18 protein-coding genes and 2 pseudogenes are annotated in these 17,892 nt (G+C 65.6%); 7 read left to right on the top strand and 13 right to left on the bottom strand.

Translation table 11 applies throughout. The features are described from left to right. Positions 1-109: 109 nt before the first annotated feature. From LGH82_RS30385 to LGH82_RS30365, 5 genes and pseudogenes are all read right to left on the bottom strand, one after another. Positions 110-355: a hypothetical protein gene (locus LGH82_RS30385; protein ID WP_227346210.1), complete on the bottom strand. Its 246-nt coding sequence runs from the start codon at positions 353-355 to the stop codon at positions 110-112. A gap of 14 nt (positions 356-369) precedes the next feature. Then, positions 370-1,020 carry a DNA oxidative demethylase AlkB gene (gene alkB / locus LGH82_RS30380; RefSeq protein WP_227346209.1) on the bottom strand — a complete coding sequence of 217 codons (651 nt, stop codon included), beginning with the start codon at positions 1,018-1,020 and terminating at the stop codon, positions 370-372. Next, positions 1,020-2,097, bottom strand: a pseudogene (gene ada / locus LGH82_RS30375) (bifunctional DNA-binding transcriptional regulator/O6-methylguanine-DNA methyltransferase Ada). The gene alkB and the pseudogene ada overlap by 1 nt, the downstream one beginning before the upstream one ends. A 205-nt stretch (positions 2,098-2,302) precedes the next feature. After that, complete coding sequence (locus tag LGH82_RS30370; protein WP_227346208.1) at positions 2,303-2,752, bottom strand: ester cyclase; 450 nt, start codon at positions 2,750-2,752, stop codon at positions 2,303-2,305. 208 nt (positions 2,753-2,960) lie between these two features. Further along, the gene (locus tag LGH82_RS30365; protein ID WP_227346207.1) at positions 2,961-3,464 is read right to left on the bottom strand and encodes a hypothetical protein; all 504 of its coding nucleotides are present in this window, start codon (positions 3,462-3,464) and stop codon (positions 2,961-2,963) included. Positions 3,465-3,592: 128 nt separating this feature from the next. Here LGH82_RS30365 and LGH82_RS30360 point away from each other — a divergent pair, with 128 nt between their 5' ends. The 3 genes from LGH82_RS30360 (at position 3,593) to LGH82_RS30350 (ending at position 5,523) form a co-directional block, all read left to right on the top strand. Continuing rightward, positions 3,593-4,189 carry a DUF922 domain-containing Zn-dependent protease gene (locus LGH82_RS30360; protein ID WP_227346206.1) on the top strand — a complete coding sequence of 199 codons (597 nt, stop codon included), beginning with the start codon at positions 3,593-3,595 and terminating at the stop codon, positions 4,187-4,189. A gap of 414 nt (positions 4,190-4,603) precedes the next feature. Then, positions 4,604-4,948 (top strand): DMT family transporter, encoded by a 345-nt coding sequence (locus tag LGH82_RS30355; protein ID WP_227346205.1) that lies wholly within the window; start codon positions 4,604-4,606, stop codon positions 4,946-4,948. After that, positions 4,948-5,523, top strand: coding sequence for a TetR/AcrR family transcriptional regulator (locus LGH82_RS30350; RefSeq protein ID WP_227346204.1), 576 nt, complete (start codon positions 4,948-4,950; stop codon positions 5,521-5,523). Before LGH82_RS30355 ends, LGH82_RS30350 begins: the two co-directional genes overlap by 1 nt. Here the strand turns inward: LGH82_RS30350 and LGH82_RS30345 are convergent. Further along, positions 5,513-7,045 (bottom strand): acid phosphatase, encoded by a 1,533-nt coding sequence (locus LGH82_RS30345; RefSeq protein ID WP_227346203.1) that lies wholly within the window; start codon positions 7,043-7,045, stop codon positions 5,513-5,515. The genes LGH82_RS30350 and LGH82_RS30345 overlap by 11 nt on opposite strands. Before the next feature lie 223 nt (positions 7,046-7,268). Between LGH82_RS30345 and LGH82_RS30340 the strand changes: the two genes are divergently transcribed. Next, positions 7,269-8,483 carry a cytochrome-c peroxidase gene (locus LGH82_RS30340; protein ID WP_413771483.1) on the top strand — a complete coding sequence of 405 codons (1,215 nt, stop codon included), beginning with the start codon at positions 7,269-7,271 and terminating at the stop codon, positions 8,481-8,483. A 333-nt stretch (positions 8,484-8,816) separates the two neighbouring features. Beyond that, the gene (locus tag LGH82_RS30335; protein WP_227346201.1) at positions 8,817-9,542 is read left to right on the top strand and encodes a 3-keto-5-aminohexanoate cleavage protein; all 726 of its coding nucleotides are present in this window, start codon (positions 8,817-8,819) and stop codon (positions 9,540-9,542) included. A 49-nt stretch (positions 9,543-9,591) separates the two neighbouring features. On the opposite strand, the gene LGH82_RS30330 is transcribed toward LGH82_RS30335, so the two are convergent. Next, positions 9,592-11,085 (bottom strand): AMP-binding protein, encoded by a 1,494-nt coding sequence (locus LGH82_RS30330; protein ID WP_227346200.1) that lies wholly within the window; start codon positions 11,083-11,085, stop codon positions 9,592-9,594. A gap of 41 nt (positions 11,086-11,126) precedes the next feature. Next, the gene (locus LGH82_RS30325) at positions 11,127-11,960 is read right to left on the bottom strand and encodes a p-hydroxycinnamoyl CoA hydratase/lyase (RefSeq protein WP_227346199.1); all 834 of its coding nucleotides are present in this window, start codon (positions 11,958-11,960) and stop codon (positions 11,127-11,129) included. Positions 11,961-12,046: 86 nt separating this feature from the next. Here LGH82_RS30325 and LGH82_RS30320 point away from each other — a divergent pair, with 86 nt between their 5' ends. Further along, positions 12,047-12,499: a MarR family winged helix-turn-helix transcriptional regulator gene (locus tag LGH82_RS30320; RefSeq protein ID WP_227346198.1), complete on the top strand. Its 453-nt coding sequence runs from the start codon at positions 12,047-12,049 to the stop codon at positions 12,497-12,499. Positions 12,500-12,548: 49 nt separating this feature from the next. On the opposite strand, the gene LGH82_RS30315 is transcribed toward LGH82_RS30320, so the two are convergent. The 3 genes from LGH82_RS30315 to LGH82_RS30305 all read right to left on the bottom strand — a co-directional run bounded on the left by LGH82_RS30315 (position 12,549) and on the right by LGH82_RS30305 (position 14,838). Then, a complete protein-coding gene (locus tag LGH82_RS30315) occupies positions 12,549-13,085 on the bottom strand; it encodes an ATP-binding protein (RefSeq protein WP_227346197.1) in 537 nt (178 codons plus the stop codon). Positions 13,086-13,166: 81 nt separating this feature from the next. After that, on the bottom strand, positions 13,167-13,844 hold the full coding sequence (locus LGH82_RS30310; protein WP_227346196.1) for a YoaK family protein: 678 nt from the start codon (positions 13,842-13,844) through the stop codon (positions 13,167-13,169). A gap of 100 nt (positions 13,845-13,944) precedes the next feature. Then, positions 13,945-14,838 carry an SDR family oxidoreductase gene (locus LGH82_RS30305; RefSeq protein WP_227346195.1) on the bottom strand — a complete coding sequence of 298 codons (894 nt, stop codon included), beginning with the start codon at positions 14,836-14,838 and terminating at the stop codon, positions 13,945-13,947. Positions 14,839-14,964: 126 nt separating this feature from the next. On the opposite strand from LGH82_RS30305, the pseudogene LGH82_RS30300 reads away from it, so the two are divergent. Then, positions 14,965-15,950: pseudogene (locus LGH82_RS30300) on the top strand (AraC family transcriptional regulator). Positions 15,951-15,972: 22 nt separating this feature from the next. Here LGH82_RS30300 and LGH82_RS30295 read toward each other — a convergent pair. Next, positions 15,973-16,425 (bottom strand): SRPBCC domain-containing protein, encoded by a 453-nt coding sequence (locus LGH82_RS30295; RefSeq protein WP_227346194.1) that lies wholly within the window; start codon positions 16,423-16,425, stop codon positions 15,973-15,975. Between the two features lie 195 nt (positions 16,426-16,620). Next, complete coding sequence (locus tag LGH82_RS30290) at positions 16,621-17,721, bottom strand: serine hydrolase domain-containing protein (protein WP_227346193.1); 1,101 nt, start codon at positions 17,719-17,721, stop codon at positions 16,621-16,623. Positions 17,722-17,892: the final 171 nt, after the last annotated feature.

Genomic DNA, 17,892 nt, shown 5'->3' with positions numbered 1-17,892 from the left:
GTGGACTGTTGATGCCCGACATTAGGATTTCAGCTATCCGCGCTCACTCCGGTCCTTGCTTTCAAATCGATTTTGGTTGGCATAGCCGGCCGCTGGAAAAGAGCGGCCGTCAGGCGATGCGGGTCATCGTCGTTGAGCCCAGCAGGAAGACTTCACCGGTCACCAGCCGCAGCTCGACATCGCCAGTGTCGGACAGGCGCCAGTTGGCGTGGCCGTCATCAACAAGCCGGCCGATACCGGCGATCACCAGGGCCTTGGCACGGTCAGCTGACGACTTCGCGATGGGCTCAGGCGCCTCCATGGTGCTGCCGGGTTTGCTGCCATGCTTCATCCCCTGCACCCCTGTCGGCGGCATCATCCCCTCCCCGGCTACAGCGCGCCGCGAAATGTGAGGTTGACGCGCATGCGGCCGAGCATCTCGTGCTCGCCATCCTTCAGTTCCGAGACACCGTGGAAGCAAAGCCGCGACGGCCCGCCCCAGACGGCGATGTCGCCGTGGCGCAGCGCATATTTGCGCACCGGGTCGGTGCGCTTCAGGCCGCCGAACTGGAAGCCGGCGGGCAAGCCGAGCGACACGGAGACGATCGGCCACGAAAGATCGCGTTCGTTGCGGTCCTGGTGCAGCGACAGGCGAGCGCCGGGCTCATAGCGGTTGATCAGGCAGGCATCCGGCACGAAATCGGGATAGCCGGCCTCGGTGGCGGCGGCGACGGCGAGTTCGACGAAGCAATCCGGCAGCGCCGGCCATGGCAGGCCGCTGTCCGGGTCGATGCGGTCATAGCGATAGCCACTGCGGTCGGTCACCCAGCCGGCGGCGCCGCAATTGGTCATCGCCACCGACATCACATAGCCGCCGGGCGTCGTCATGTGGCGGAACGGCGCCCGCGCCGTGATCGTATCCAGCGCGGCAAGGATGGCGGCTTCAAACGGCAGTGCGGCGCCGCGCAACAGCACGGCGCCTTCGGCCATCGCCTGGCGTGGTGGATCCCGAGGCTCAAGCCTGTCGAACAGGTCGCTCATCAGCGTGCGGCGCCGGGCGCCGCCTCGCGGTCGATCAGACAGCGCTTGCGCTCGACTCCCCAGGCATAACCGGACAGCGCACCATCGTTCCGGACCACGCGGTGACAAGGGATGGCCACGGCAAGCTTGTTGGCGGCGCAGGCGCCGGCAACGGCGCGCATGGCTCCTGGCGCGCCGATGCGGCGGGCGATCTCGGCGTAGGAGACAGTCCGCCCGGCCGGAATGTCGCGCAACGCCTGCCAGACCCGCTGCTGGAAGGCGGTGCCGCGCACGTCGAGCGGCAGGTCGAGGCCGAGACCGGGCGCCTCGACAAACCCGATCACACCGGACACCAGCGCCTCATACTCCCGGTCGGCCCCAACCAGCCGCGCCCTGGGAAAACGGTCCTGCAGGTCTTCAAACGAGTTCGCCCGGATCATCGCCGAGCAGGATGGCGGCGACGCCCTTGGCGCTTGACGCCACCAGCACCGCGCCCAGCGACTCCGCGACAGCGAAGCGTATCTCCTCGTTCTCGCCGCCGGCGCGGTAGCGCGAGGGCGTCATGCCCAGCATGTCCGTCGACTTCTCGTAGAAGCGGCCGCTGGAGTTGAAGCCGGCATCGTAGATGGCGGCAGTGACGCTGGCGCCGGCTTCCAGCCCCTGCCGCACCTTGGCCGCGCGCTGCGCGGCGGCATAGGCCTTCGGTGTCAGCCCGGTCGTCACCTTGAACAGGCGGTGGAAATGGCTGGTGCTGCGGCCGACCGAGGCGGCGAGCGTGGCCAGCGACGGCTCCTCCTCGCTCTGTTCGATCAGCCGGCAGGCCGTGGCGATCATGGCGGCGTTCTCGCCGTCGAGTGCCAGGCCGTCCGGCCTGCAGCGCTTGCACGGCCGGAAGCCGGTCGCCTTCGCGGCCTGCAGCGAAGCGTGGATAGCGACGTTGCGTGGGTTGGCCGCGCGCGACGGGCAGGACGGTCGGCAATAGACGCCGGTGGTCGAGACCGAATACCAGAACTGGCCATCGGCGCCACGGTCGCGCGTAACGATCAGCGCCCAGCGCGGATCGTCGGTGACTGGCTGCGGAATGTCGCGGAGTGCCATGTTCATGATCGTTCACCTCTTCGATGATGTCGCTCAGGGTTATCCTTCAAAATGGGCGGAACGGCCCGCGCGAACCACCCGTTTCCTGCCAAACCGGCCGGAAACGGATGTGCGTGCGGGTACTGAAGCATGATCCCGAAACGTGGGAACCGGTTTTCCCGGACAAACGGTTCCCGTTTGGCCAGGGATCATGCTCAAGTAAAACTTACGCCTGCTTGATCAGGCCAAGCTGCGTCAGCGCCTTGACGCCGTCGTCGAGGCCGATCTCCGAGACGATCCTGCCATCCTCGATCTTCAGCACGGTGGTGCCGGTGAACCGCATCTTGCGGCCGCTGGCTGCCGGCAGCGACCCCACGAGGAAGTCGCTGAAGGCCGGGCCGGTATGCATGCCGCCGCCGTCCCACTGGCCCACGACATAGTCGCCCTCGGCGATCAGCTCGGCCGCGCCCCAGAAATGCAGGTCGGGGAACGCCGCGCGAAAATCACTCATGAAAGCCTTGATGTCGTCGCGGCCCCGGCGCGGCTCATGCAGGGAATAGTGCAGGAGCATGTCCGGCGCCGCCAGTTCGTCGACGATATCGAGGTTGCAGGTCTCGCCCCAGAAATGGGTGAACCAACGGCCGACAATGGCCTTGTTGTCGCTCTCTTTGGACATGATCGATCTCTTTCCTGTCATTGGAATTGGCCCGCCCTGATGGCTGGGCCTGATCGATCACTAGCCTGCGCTCGAGGCAGCCAAACTCCGGTTCTTGCCCTGGTATCGAAAGCAGCGGATTGCCCTCGGCAATGTTCGAGCCGGAACAGCAGGTTGGAGGCCGATCCTGATTCAGCCTCGCAGGATCAGCAGTCGCGGCAACAGCCGTTCAATCACCGTCGCCGCCGGCGGGCTTGGCCTTCCCGCATTGCGCCAGCATCTTGCCAATGGCGGCACCGGAGCCGGCGAGCGGAAAACTGTTCGCGCCATATTTGTCGGCGCTGACCGTGATCTCGCCTTTCGAGCGCAGCAGGTCCAGCAACGGGTCGGCGCGCGTCAGGTCGACGGTGAAATAATTGTACATGGCTTCGAGCTGGAGCTTCTTCTTCACGGTCCTGCCGCCGGCCTTGAACTCGAACGAGGCGCTGATGCCCGGCTCCAGCTGCTGGCCGGCATCGCCGAGATCATAGCTCAGCACCGGCATGGCGAAGCAGGTCAGCATCAGCTGCGCATCGCCTTTCGGCCCGCCGCAGACCGAGGCCGTCATCACGCTGCCGCCCTCGTCTTCCTCCATCCTGGCGTTCCAGCCGCACGACGCGGAAAACGCCGGTTGCCCCGCCAGCAATGCCAGGACGGCGCTCCCGACCACGACCTTCACCGCGCTGGTCCCCATGATTTCCCTCCCCGACAATCCCAGGCATTTGCCGCATCCGTCCTGAGCATATAGGACGAACGGCCTCGTGGCATTGCCTGTCGTGGCGAGATGCCCAGGGATTTCAGTCTGCTGTCTGGGAGAGTGGCTTGCGTTCATATGTTCGACTGTTCTGGCTGGCGGCCGGGTTGGTGATCCCGTCAATTCCGGCGCATGCCGGGCCGGTCGAGAAGGTCGAGACCTACGCCATCTCGGGCCAGACCGGAGAGCAACTGTACCGTTCGATCGGCGAGAACGGGCCGCTGATCCGCGGCGCCAAGACACGCACCATCGCCTACACCAATTTCAAGCTCACCTGGGTCAGGGACTATCAGCACAGGGGCAAGGACTGCGTGCTGGCGTCGGCAAAGCCGAAGCTCATCGTCACCTACACCTTGCCGAAGGCGGCCGGCCCGCTGCCGCCGGCCGTCCAGAAGAGTTGGGACGTCTTCATCGCCGGCGTCACCGCGCATGAGAAGGTGCATGGCGCCAGCATGATCCAGATGGTCCACGACATCGAGGCGGCAACGATCGGCCTCACCGTTCCCGACGATCCCAAATGCAGCAAGATTCGCGACGAGGTGGTCAGGCGGCTCGATGCGATCTCGAAGGCGCGGGTGCAGGGCAGTCGGGATTTCGACCGCGTCGAATTCGGCCAGGGCGGCAATCTGCAGATGCTCATCCGCGACCTGTTGATTGGTGGATAGTCGACGAAGGCTGAGGAAGCAGTATTGGCGTCAACAGGCGCCATGGCGGTGGTGCGACGCAGCGATCCTTCGCGCCCCCTCTGTCCTGCCGGACATCTCCCCCCACAGGTGGGGAGATTGGCAGCTTCTGCCGCCTCGCCTTTTTTGAGACGTTGGCCAGTGGCGAAAGCCGAGGCGACATCCAATCTCCCCCCTCGTGGGGGTTGAGGAGTGGTCCACGAAGCGGATGGAAAGCCAATTGCTTGGCTTTCCAAATGACGAACGTCCGGCAGGACAGAGGGGGCGCGAAGGATCGCTGAGCTTGGAGAGATTGCGCGTCGCGAAGTCGCAACGCATTTCATCGGTGTCGGTTGACTTCCAAAGATACCGACCGTATGGTATCTTCCAAAGTCAACCTAAGATGGACCCGTCCTGATGAGCCCCTCCCTTGTCGCCTATGGCTTCCTTGCCCTCGCCATCATCTGCGAGGTCACGGGCTCGTCGCTTCTGCAGAAGTCCGAGCAGTTCAGCCGGCTCATGCCCACCCTGGCCATGGCACTGTGCTTCGTCGCGGCGCTTTTCTTCCTGTCGCAGGCGCTGAAGCTCATTCCGCTGGGTGTCGCCTATGCGATCTGGGCCGGACTCGGCATCGTGCTGACCTCACTCGTCAGCGTCTTCGTGTTCCGCTTCACGCTCGACGCCGCAGCGCTCGTCGGCATCGCCCTCATTGTGTCCGGCGTTGTCGTGATGAACGTCTTTTCGAACAGCGTCGCGCATTGATGAGCACCGCTGGCGGCTACACCCGCGCCAAGCAGCCTGAGCGCGTCCGCCGCGCCCTGCTCGATGAAGCGGCAAGGCTCGCCGTCGAGCAGGGCTTGGCCGCCGTCACCGTCCAGGCCGTGGCCGACGCGGCCGGCGTCACCAAGGGCGGGTTCATCCACCACTTCCCGAGCAAGCAAGCCCTGATCGATGCGGTGTTCGCGGAACTGCTTGATACGATCGACCGCGATCTGGACGAACGCATCGCGGCCGACCCCGAACCCAACGGCGCCTTTACGCGCGCCTATGTCGAGGCGGTCTTCCATATCGGCACGGATGCAGCCGGCGGGCCCTGGGCTCCGCTGTCGATCTCGATGCTGACGGATGCGGGCCTGCGCGCTCTGTGGGCGCGGTGGCTGAAGGCGCGTCTGGCACGCCACGAGGCGACCGACAGCGGCCTCGACCTCGCGGTCGTGCGGCTGGCGGCCGATGGCGTCTGGCTGGCCGACATGTCGGGAATTCCATCGGGAAACGACGCGCGACTGCGCGACCATCTCCTTGTGGCGACCAGACGGCCGCGCGGAACTACCGGCTGAGATCCAGCGCCGCGCTCAAATCGCCCATCGGCGGCTCACCGTTGTCGCGCAGCGCCTTGTCGCGGGCGACGATGCCCGCGAGCACCGGCAGATCATAGCGCGCGGTGATGAAGCGCAGGATCGACGTCGTGTCATATTGCGTGTGGTCGACGGTTCCCATCCTGGCATAGGGCGAGATGATGAAGGCCGGGATGCGGTTGCCCGGCCCCCAGCGATCGGCCTTCGGCGGCGCGACATGGTCCCAGAAGCCGCCATTCTCGTCATAGGTGACGACGACCAGCATATGGCTCCATTGCGGGCTTTTCTCCAGATGCGAAACGAGGTCGGCCAGATGCTGGTCGCCGCTGTTCACGTCGGCATAGCCGCTGTGCTCGTTGAGATTGCCCTGCGGCTTGTAGAAGGAAACGGCGGGCAGCTTGCCATCGTCGATCGCCTTGATGAACTCCGTGCCACCGAGACCGCCGTCGCGCAGATGCTCGGCGCGCGCAGCGGTGCCCGGCGCATAGGCGGCGAAATAGTTGAAGGGCTGGTGGTGGAACTGGAAGTTCGGCACCGGGGTGGCGTTCTTGCCGTCGAGCGTCGCTTGCCAGGCGCCGGCGTACCAGGCCCAGTCGATGCCCCTCAGAGACAGCAGGTCGCCGATGGTCACCTCATGCTGCGGCGGCAGCGTGGTGGGTTGTGCCGGGTCGGCGAGCGCCGCATCGCCGCCCGCCGCCGGCTTGTTGGCGCTCGGCTGGTAAGCCGGCTGCATCGTGTTGACGGCGTAGAAATCGGGGGTGATGGCGCCGTCATTGACGAATTTCGGCACGCCGCCCAGTGCCGAGGGCGGCGAATTGTCGGCCACCTTGAGCGTCACCCCATCCGGCTCGACGACGGCGATCTGGCCCTTGATCGGGCTGGTGTCGGCATGGGGATAATATGGCGCGCAGGCGCAGGCGAGCATGATGTGGTTGAAGAAGGAGCCGCCGAAGGCGCCCTGGAAGAAATTGTCGGCCAGCACGTACTTCTTGGCGACCGCCCACATCGGCAGGTTGGAGCCGTCATAGTGGCCCATGACGAGGTTGCCGGAATCGGCCCAGGCGACGAACTTGTCGTTTCGGCCAGCGTCGATCTGCATCTGCTCCTGGTAGAAACGATGCCAGAGATCATGGGTGATGACGCTGGTGCTCTCGTTGAAGCCCTTGGGATCGTCGATGGCGAAGACGGCATTGGCCAGATGCGCCGACTGCGCCTCGGTCACGACAGGCGTCACACCCTTGGCGGTCAGGCCGCCCCAGGTCGGCGGCAGTTCGGCCAGCGGCTGGCCGTCGCGGTCAAGCTGGCGCGCCTGGTCGGTGCTGACATTGGCCAGCCCGTTGGCGCCCGGGAAGCCGCCGTAGAGATTATCGAAGCTGCGGTTCTCGGCATAGAGAACGACGACCGTGTCGATCTTGTCGTAGCCGGGAGGCGCGGCGTTCGCGGCCGGGGCGAGCGATGCCAGCGCGGTTGACGCGAGGCAAAGGGAGAAAACTGACCTGATCATGGGAGCCTCATGGCTGGGGGTATGGCTAGAGGAGCTTGTTGACGCTAGGACCGGCACTTGTCAGCTTTGTGACAGGGCTACAGGATAGCGCCTGGAAGGACCGGTCATCAATCCGTAGCAATCCACATCCCTAATCGGCAAAGCGAAAACCGGACCGGGTGGTATGACAGCGCGACAATGGAAGAGACACGCGATCATCGCATCATTGCTCAGCCTCGTCGCGATGCTGCCGGGCACATCCCTCTCCGCCGGAACCGATCTTCTTCACCCTGGCCCGATGTCGCGCGCGGACGCCTATGCCCGGGCCGCTGCCCTGACCGAGCTTGGCCGAAAGCTATTCTTCGATCCGTCATTGTCGGCGTCGGGCAAGCAGGCCTGTTCGTCCTGCCATGATCCGCATCATGCCTTCGGCCCGGCCTCGACCGCACCCGTCGAGATGGGCGGGCCGCATCTCGACCAGCCCGGGCTGCGCGCCGTGCCGTCGCTGCGCTACATCCAGGCGGTGCCCGCGTTCAACCAGCATTTCTACGATTCCGACGACGAGGGCGACGAGAGCGTCGACAACGGGCCGACCGGCGGCCTGACCTGGGACGGCCGCGTCGACCACGGAGTGGACCAGGCAAAAATCCCGCTGCTGTCGCCTTTCGAGATGGCCAACAAGGATGCCGGCGCAATCACCGCCAATCTGCGCAAGGCCGCCTATGCCGACGAATTCAGGGCGGCCTTCGGCGACACGGTGTTCGACCACCCTGACGATGCATTCGACGCCGCCGCCGAGGCGCTCGGCACGTTCGAGCAGGGCAGCGCCGATTTCTACCCCTATTCCAGCCGCTACGACGCCTTCCTCGCCGGCAAGGCGACGCTGACAGCCCAAGAAATGCATGGCCTCGACCTGTTCGAGGACGAGGCCAAGGGCAATTGCGCCAGCTGCCATCTGAGCCGCCCCGCCAATGACGGCGAGCCGCCGCAATTCACCGATTTCGGCCTGATCGGCGTCAGCGCACCACGCAACCCCGCGATTGCAGCCAACGCCGATCCCACCTATTTTGACCTCGGCCTGTGCGGCCCGCTACGGACGGATTTCAAGGACCGGGCCGAGTATTGCGGCCTGTTCCGCACGCCCTCGCTGCGCAATGTGGCGCTGCGCAAGAGCTTCTTCCACAACGGCTATTTCCACACACTGCGCGACGCCGTTGCCTTCTACGCCACTCGCGACACCGATCCCGGCCACTGGTATCCGAAGAACACCGACGGCACGGTGCGGGTGAACGATGACCTGCCAAAGGCGTACTGGCCCAACCTCAACCAGGACCCGCCCTTCGGCAAGAAACCCGGCGACAAACCGGCGCTGACGGATGCCGAGATCGATGACATCGTGGTGTTTTTGGGCACGTTGACGGATGCGGATCAGGTGGCGGGTGCGCAAGCGGAGAAGTGAGGTCTTGGGGGCGATGACGGCAGTGCGCTGAACAACTTTGACGTCGGCGGGACAGCGCCCCCCTCTGTCCTGCCGGACATCTCCCCCTCGAGGGGGAGATTGGCTGTCGCCCCGGTCTCAGCCAATGTTCAACGTTGCAGGAGTGAACGGAGCGTGAAAGCTGCCAATCTCCGCCCTTGAGGGGGAGATGTCCGGCAGGACAGAGGGGGGCGCCGTAGAGCGCAACGCTATCTTCCTTCGCCGCCGCCACAGTCCACTGTCAGCAGTCTCACCCTCCCACCCTTGCCGCTCCGCCACGCGCGGCTAGACTAGCCCCCTGCCCGAGGAACACCCATGATCGTCCAGGCCTGCATCAACGGAGCACGCCCCAGCGGCTTCCACCCAAAGCTGCCGCTCACACCGCAGGCCATGGCCAGCGATGCCACCGCCTGCGTCGCTGCTGGCGCCGCCGAACTGCATATCCATCCGCGCGACGCGGACGGGCGCGAAAGCCTCGCTTCCGTCGACGAAACCGTGCTGGCCGTGCGCCGTTCCTGTCCGGGCACGCTGATCGGCGTCTCGACCGGCGCCTGGATCGAGAACGACAAGGAACGCACCCGCGCCGCGATCGCCGGCTGGCGCGAACTGCCCGATTATGCCTCGGTCAACCTGTCGGAAGAAGACGCGCCTGCGGTCATGGGCCTGCTGCGCCAGCGCGGCGTCGGCATTGAGGCCGGGCTTGCCTCCATCGCCGATGCGGAGCGCTTCGTCGGCCTGGCCGATCATAACCGGGTGCTGCGCATCCTCATCGAGATCGAGGAGCAGGACCTTTCTGTCGCGTTGAAGGTCGCGGACGGCATCGCCGCCGTGCTCGAGCGCGCCTCGGTCAGACGCCCCATCCTGCTCCACGGCATGGACGCGACCGTCTGGCCGTTTGTCACGCTCGCGCATCAAGGGCGATGGTCGACGCGGGTCGGGCTGGAAGACGGCAAGGAGCGTGCCGATGGAATGGTGGCGAAGGACAATGCGGAAATCGTTGCGGCTGCCGTGGCGGTTTTTCGCGGCGCGCCGGCGGGCTGACGAGCGCTATCGGCACGATGCCCAGAGCGTCGGCCTTCGTCTATCGGCCTCAACCGGGCTTGGCCCACCCGCGCAAAATGTGTTTCTGGATCTTGCCGGACGCGGTGCGCGGCAGCGCCTCGCTGGATAGGAACTCCTTCGGCACCTTGTAGCGGGCGATGCGAGCGCTGCAATGGCCCGCTAGCGCCTCCGGATCGAGGGCACGGCCGGGCTTGAGCACGACGAAGGCGCGCCCTACCTCGCCCCAGCGCTCGTCGGCAATGCCGATCACCGCTGCCTCGGCGACGTCGGGATGGTCGAGCAGCACCATCTCGACCTCGACCGGATAGACGTTTTCGCCACCCGAGATGAACATGTCCTTGCGGCGGTCGACCAGGATGACGAACCCCTCCTCATCGCGACACGCAATGTCGCCGGTTCGGAACCAGCCATCGGCGGTGAAAGCCCGCGCCGTCTCCTCCGGACGGTTCCAGTAGCCGGGCGTGACATTGGGGCCGGAAAGCCATATCTCGCCTGCCGCCTCGGCCGCGACATCGCGGCCGTCGTCGTCGACTATACGCAGGCCAAGGGACGGCGCCGGCAGGCCGGCGGAGCCGGCCTTGCGGGCGATCCGGTCCGCCTCGACCGGCATGCCCAGCACGGTGCCGGCCTCGGTCATGCCGAAACCGTCGACCATGCTGATGCCCTGCCCCAGCCACCACAGGATGTCGGCGGCGGGATTAGGCGCGCCGCCGGTGAAGATGGCGGTGAGCGCCGTCCACCGCGCCGGCGCGAAATCCGCGTTTTCTCGCAGCATCCTCGCCATCTGCGGGACGCAGAAGTAATGGGTGACGCCGAGTGCCGGATCGGCCAGGCGGCGGTTGGTGACGCCAGCGTCGAAGCCGGACGAGATCAGCACGGTGCCGCCTTGCAGCAAGGGCGGACGCAAATTGGTGATGAGGCCAATGACATGGAACATCGGCGCATCACACAGGAAGACGCTGGCATTGCCGACCCGGCCCAGCACGCCGAAATTGACGGCGGTGGCAAAGGCGTTGCGCTCAGTAACGATGACGCCCTTGGGCCGGCCCGAAGTGCCCGATGTGTAGAGGATGATCGACGGCGCATCATCGGCCGGCAAGGCGCGGCGCGGCGCCGGCTGTCCCGCTTCGACCGCCGCCGCGAAGGCCGCGACCGCGACTGGAATGCAGCCGTCGGGCAGCTTTGCGGCCAATACCGCGTCATGCAACAGCAACACCGGATCGCAATCGGCAAGGAACGCCTCCTGCTCGGCACCGGCGAGCCGCCAGTTGACCGGCACGAAGATGGCGCCGAGCCGCATTGCCGCCTGCTGCAGGATCAACAGGTCGGCGCTGTTGCGGGCAAGCGTCGCGATCCTTTGCCCCGGCTTGATGCCGTAACTTTCGAGAACGGCAATGGCGCGCTGGATGGCCCCGTCGAGCGCGGCATAAGTCCAGCGCCGTCCGGATGCGAGATCAACACAGGCAAGGCGATCCGGCGCGCGGGCGTGCAGGGCCACGGGATCCGGCGTCGTCCAGGGCATCCGCACCTCCTCCCCTAGAGCATCACACCTTTTCGGCTTGGTCATCTCGCCTTGTCGTAAGCGCCGAGACCCGGTTTGTAGCTCTTTTCGTCGATGAACTGGCGGATGCCTTCCTTGCGGCCTTCATTGTCCTGCGAATTCGCCGCCTCCTGCGCCCGCACCAGATAGTCCTCGGCATTGTCGTAGGTCATCTCGGCGACGCGACGGATGGCGTCCTTGGTCGCCTTGAGCGCCACCGGGTTCTTCTTCAGCAGGATGTTGGCGACCTCGGCGACACGCGTCTTCAGTCCAGCCAGCGGCACGCTCTCATTGACCAGCTTCCACGCAGCCGCCTTCTTGCCGTCGATGAGCTCGCCGGTCAGCGCATGATATATGGCGTCGCGCATCGACAGCAGGTCGACAACCACCTTGGTGGCGCCGCCGCCCGGCAGGATGCCCCAGTTGATCTCGGACAAAGCGAACTGCGCCTCGTCGGCGGCGAAGGCAAGATCGCAGGCGAAGAGCGGGCCATAGCCGCCGCCAAAGCACCAGCCATTGACCATGGCGATGGTTGGCTTGCGGTACCAGCGCAAGCGCCGCCACCAGCCATAGGCTTCCGCCTGGGCCTTGCGGACCGCGCCGATGCCCTTGGCCTCGGTCTCGCGAAAATACTCCTTCAGATCCATGCCCGCCGACCAGGCGCTGCCCTCGCCGGACAGCACGAGAACGCCGATATCATCGCGGAATTCAAGCTCGTCGAGAACCTGCATCATCCTTTGGTTGAGCGCCGGGTTCATGCAATTGCGTTTTTCGGGGCGGTTGAAGCGCACCCAGGCAATGCCGTCCTCGACGTCGAAGGCAACGGTATCTTCGGTCACTGTGGTCCTCCCGTACATCGCTATGTAGCATAGCTATCGCATCCGCTATGTCGCATAGTCTTTTTCTCTTGACAAGGGCATTGATCGCGGCGATCGGTTGCAACATGGATGAGACCCGGCTTCGCACCAGCCCAGAGGACGCCCTTGACGCGCAGATCGGTTATAATCTGCGGCGAGCCTCGTCCCTTGCACTCAATGATTTCGCGGTCGAACTCGCGGAAGCGTCGCTGCGCCCGGTCACCTACGGCATGCTAGCGCTGATCGACGAGAAGCCCGGCATCCGTGCCGCCGAACTCTGCCGCCTGCTCGGTATGAAAAGCGCCAACATGGCGCCGCTGCTGGCTGAACTCGAAGAGCGCGGACTGGTCGAGCGCGACGACCATGCCGAGGACAAGCGCGTGCGGGTGCTCACGCTGACGCCTGCCGCAAGGCAGGCTATGCCAGGATGGCGGCGGCAAGTCCGCCACCACGAGGACCGATTTCTGCACAGGCTGACCAGGAAGGAACGGACGACGCTGCTGCGCCTGCTTCGCCTGATCTGGACGGACGAAGACTGAGGAACCGCCCGCCTCGGCAGCACGGCCGACGGCAAGCATCGAGCACCCATCAGGACGACAGGCGAAACGCTTCGCCGTCGACGGCAGCAATCACCTCGCGCAGCACGTCCTTGGGGCTCTGCGTCCCCGTTGGCAGGGCATGCCGTTCAAGGTCCGATAGCGAAGAAAACTGCTGGTGCAGCGCCGTGATGGGCTCGGGATCGGTCAGCGTGTCGCCGCCGCGCTCGCGGCAACGCTGGATGGCGACATCGAGCGGCGGGCGTAGCACCACATAATGGAGCGGCACGGGCAACGCCGCGAATGGCGGCAGGAACCAGGGGCCGACGATGCCGTCGACTACGACGAAATAGCCGCCTTCGGCATAGGCCCGCGCCACCTTGGCCAGCGCATCGACCACTTTGTTCTGTTCGTGGGCTTCGGGCAGGTACGGCACGACGGCGCCATGCTTGATGAAATGCCAGAAATCGTCGGAGTGAAGATGCACCTTCGGCGAGCCCAGCTCGTTGGCAAGAGCCCGTGCCGTCGTCGTCTTGCCTGACCCCGGCGGGCCGGTCAGGATCAGGATTTCGCCTGCATGTTCAACCATCGGACCGCCGTCTAAGGCAGCGCGGCAGTCAGTTCCAGCCTGCAAGCAGGGCTTGGCATTGGGCCAGCGGCAATCCGCCGATTACTTTGCCTCCTCCTCGGGCGCCGACAGCTTCAGCACCAGCGCGGCCAGCGCCACGACCGGCGGCACGACGAAGCACCAGACGCTGGCGAAGGCAAAGCCGAGCGCCGCCGCGCCACAGCCAACCGCGAACACCGCGACGGCCGACGCCATGCGCTTCAGGCGGGTCACAATGGCCGGCCGGGCCTCCGCCGTCACGCCGCCCAGCAGGTCGCCAAGATCGATCTGCGTCGTCGTGCCGGTCATCAGCGTCGATGGCGGCGCGGCGGACAGGTGGATGCGGTGCACCGCATTCTGGATCGCCATGGCGGCGACCAGCGTCATGCCGGTGACGATCGCGGCCAGGCTGTCGCCGGTGGGGAACGGACCAAGCCTTATCGCCAGCGCGGCACCGGCGATCAGCAGCCCGAGCTTGACCGCCAGCAGGATGCCAAGCGCCGGCAGCTTGCGCTGGCGCAGACGATTGCCGGCTAGCCGCGAGAACATCACCACGACGCAGAACACCGGCAGCGCCAGGAGCTTCGCCACCACGCCGGAAATGCCCAGCACCAGCGAGGCGCCCAGCGTGACGAAATTTCCGGTGACATGCGCGGTGAACAGGCCCTGCAGCGCCAGGAACCCGGCCGTATCGACATAGCCGGCATTGAGGCTGAGCAAGAGCGGGAGCGTGGGTTTCACTGCGGCGTCTCCCGTGGGGGGCTCGCCGCAGCGTGTCACATCTTGGCTGATCACTCCATCCGGGAAAAGGCCGACGGCACGAAAGCGCGCGGCTCTTTTTTCAGCCGCCGAAATAACGGGGATGATCGAGGTCCTCGATCAACCCGGCCTGCTTCGGCTGCCAGCCTAGCAGCTCTCGCGTCTTGGCGCTCGAGGTCGGCCAATCCATGCCGAAGAAGTGGCCGATAAAGCCGAAATGCCCGGCGGCCTCCCCGAAGGTCTTGGAAACGACCGGCAGGTTCAGGCGACGGCCGATGATCTCGGCGATCTCGCGGGTCGGCACGCCCTCATCATCGATCGCGTGATAGCGCGCACCGCCGTCCCCTCTCTCCAGCGCCAGCCGAAACAGGCTGGCGGCATCGAGCCGGTGCACCGCCGGCCAGCGGTTTTGCCCGTCACCGATATAGGCCGAAACGCCCTTCTGGCGCGCGACGCCGATCAGCATCGGCACGAAACCGTGGTCGCCGTCGCCATGGACGGAAGGTGAAAGACGCACCACCGAGGCGCGCACGCCGCTTGCCGCCAGGGCCTCGGCCGCCGCTTCCGAAGCGCGCGGCAAGGAGGCCGAGGCGGGCATCGGGTCGTTGTCTTCTGTCGCCACGCCGCCATTCCTGACCAGCGCCAGGCCGGAGGTGACGAGCAGCGGCCGCTCGGAGCCTTCGAGCGCCGCGCCGATCGTCTCGATGGCCCGCCTGTCCCCCTCGCAATTGGCAGCGAATTTCGAAAAATCATGATTGAACGCGGTGTGAACAACGCCGTCCGCCTGGGCGACGCCCCGGCGCAGGCTTTCCAGGTCCTCGATGTCGCCGCGCAGCGCTTGCGCGCCGGCGGCGGCAACCGCCTTGGCGCCCTCGTCCGAGCGGGCAAGACCGAGCACCTGATGGCCCGCGCCGATGAGTTCGCGCACCACGGCGGAACCGACAAATCCGGTGGCACCGGTAACGAATACACGCATGACAGATCTCCTCGCTTTCGCTTGAGGGCCGTATTGGCAGCCCCGTTGCTATCAAGTTAGGCGGTTGAGGTGATACGATCCATGCTGTAAAGTCCGCATGATCTTCGCGATCGTCCGGGAATGCCCATGGATCCCTTGTCAGACGTGCTGTCGCTGCTGAAGCCGCGCAACTACCTGTCCGCCGGACTCGACGCGGGCGGCGACTGGTCGATCCAGTTCCCCGACCAGCAGGCCGCCATCAAATGCGGCGCCGTGGTGTCCGGCCAATGCTGGCTGTCCGTCGAGGGCGAAGCCGATGCGGTGCAACTGGAAACGGGCGATTGCTTCCTGCTGCCGCGCGGTCGCCCCTTCCGCCTCGCCAGCGACCTGGCGGTGACGCCAGTCGAGGCGTCAGCGGTGTTTTCGCCGGCGCGCACCGGCGGCATCACCACCCACAAGGGCGGCGGCGATTTCCTGCTGGTCAGCAGCCGCTTCGGCCTGTCGGGCAACCATGCCGGCATCCTGCTACGGATGCTGCCGCCCATCGTCCACATCCGCGGGGAGTCCGATCATTCGGCGCTGCGCTGGCCCGTCGAGCGGATGATGCAGGAATTGCGCGCCCCCAACCGGGCGGCTTTCTCATCGTCGAGCACCTCGCCCACATGATCCTCATCGAGGCGCTGCGGCTGCACATGACGGGTTTGCATGGCGGCGTCGGCTGGCTCTTCGCGCTGGCCGACAGGCAGATGGGCGCGGCGATATCAGCCATGCATGACGACCCCGCGCATGGCTGGACATTGCAGGCGCTGGCCGAACGCGTGGGCATGTCGCGATCGACCTTCGCGCTGCGGTTCAAGGAGACGGTCGGGCTCTCGCCGATGGACTATCTGACGCGCTGGCGCATGCTGCTGGCCGGCGACAGGCTGGCCAATTCCGGCGATCCCGTCTCCGTCATTGCCCTGTCGCTCGGCTACGAATCCGAAAGCGCCTTCAGCACGGCCTTCAAGCGCGTCATGGGCTGCTCACCCCGGCAATATGGCCGTCGCGGAACCCGGCTGCCCTTGCCGGAGGAGGCGTCGCCCTCGCTAACCGGCCCAGAGCCATCGCAGGCCGACAGACGCGACGCGGCGTGACGAACTTCGCCTCCGAGGCGGTTCATCCAAGATAGGCTTTCAGGTTCCGAGCAATCATCGCCCATCCACTTCGGCCTGCATCGGCGAGATGCGGCGGCAGCGGACCATCGATATACTCGCGGATGGTCAGCTTTGACTGCACCACCACCTGAAGCGCGTCGGCAGGCTCAACACGATATTCCACCTCGCAATTCGGCATTGCCACGCCGGCCGGAGCTTTGATGCCCCAGGTGACACGCAATCTGTGCGGAGCATCCTTCACCAGAACTATGCCGCTCACACGCCATCCGTCCCCACGCTCCACGCGATAGGCCTCGCCCACATCCCCGGTGGTCACGCGCGCGCCCATGAAGTAGCGTTGCGCCTCTTCGGCGTCTGTCAGCGCGGCCCAGAGCCTCGCGACGGGCACGTCGACGACGATTTCCGTCTCGCTATTCAACCGCCAGTCCTGCCGACCCCAGTCTTGCTGACTCATGATTCCCGTCCTCAAGAGTCCTCACCAGCGGATTCGCAGAAGCTCCGAAAAAGCCGGCACGTCCCCGCACGGTAATGAAAAAGTCGAATCCCGTTTTCGGTCAAGGTGCCAATGCCTATGGCGCGAAGATGACGGCGTCGCGGGTTCAATATCGCCGGACGGATCAGCCTGTGACACAAGCCCGGCCCCTACCCCTCACCCCAGCAGGATTCGTATCGCCTCATCCACCACCGGGTGCAGCCCGCTTGCCTGGAAGGACAGGCGGTTGCCGGAGCCGACATTGCTGGTCATGGCGATGGTCAGGTGCGATTGCGGATCGTGCAGCATGACCGAGACATAGCCGGGGATGCTGCCCTGGTGGCCGTAGAAGGCGCGATCGGCGTAAGCGCTCTGGAACAGGCCGGCGCCCGTCTCGCGCATGCGCGTGCCCGGAAAGCTGACCGGCGCGCGGCTCTCGAACATCTCGGCGAAGAAGGCGGGCGAGATAACCCGGCCGCCGAACAGCCCGCGCATGAAGCCCACCATGTCTGTCGGGGTCGACACCATGTCGCCGCAGCCATAGGCGCCGCTGAACGGAAACGAATCCGACGAATCCTGCAACTCGTCCGAATAGGGCAACACGCCGTCCATGCGCCACATCTCGCCGCCGGAGGCGAGATCGGTCGGCGCGCCCGCCGCTGGCGGCGGCCGGTGGTAGTAGCCGCGCACCATGGATTTTTCCGGAAACGCTTCCGTCGCCGGCGACCATGTGTTCTTCAGCCCGAGCGGCTGCAGCACGACATTCCTGACATAGCCGCCCAGCGACTGTCCCGACACGACCTCGATCAGCATGCCGGCCAGCACATAGCCGGTGTTGTTGTAGACGGCCGGGCCGCCCGGCGACTTCGGCTTTTCGGAGGCGAAGGCAATGTCGACCAGTTGTTGCGGCGTCCACCGCCGGGTCGGGTCCATCGGGATGTAATATTCGAACTCCGGCAGGCCGCTGCGATGGTTGACCAGCTGTCGCACGGAGATATCCCCGGCGCCCGGCAGATCCGGAAACCACCCGGAGATCGGCGCCGACAGATCGAGCTTGCCATCCTGGGCAAGCTTGACGAGAGCGGCGGACACGAAGGTCTTGGTGCAGCTGCCGATCTTGAACAGCCGGTCGGGCAGCACCGTGACGCCCTGCCCGCGGTCGGCTAGGCCGGCGGTGACGGCCACCGGCGCCGAGCCGCCCTTGGCATAGGCCAGCGATGCGCCTACCGCGCCATCAGCGAGGTAGCGATCGAGGAGGGTGTTGAGGTCTTTCAGCATGGTGGTCTCGCTTTTTCCTTTTCCCAAAATGGGAAGCAGGGAGTTCTTCATCCACCCGGCCCTTCGCTATGGCTCCGGGCGTTCGAGTCCTTTGAAAGGTCCGCTGGACCTTTCAATTTGCCTCCGGCAAACCGTCCTCTTACCCCACAAGGGGAGAAGGAAGAGCGCCAA

This window comes from Mesorhizobium sp. PAMC28654 (genome assembly GCF_020616515.1).
In the GTDB taxonomy this organism is placed as follows: Bacteria; Pseudomonadota; Alphaproteobacteria; order Rhizobiales; family Rhizobiaceae; genus Mesorhizobium.
The sequence above is the reverse complement of the archived record's forward strand: the minus strand, read 5'-3'. Positions and strand labels throughout refer to the sequence as shown.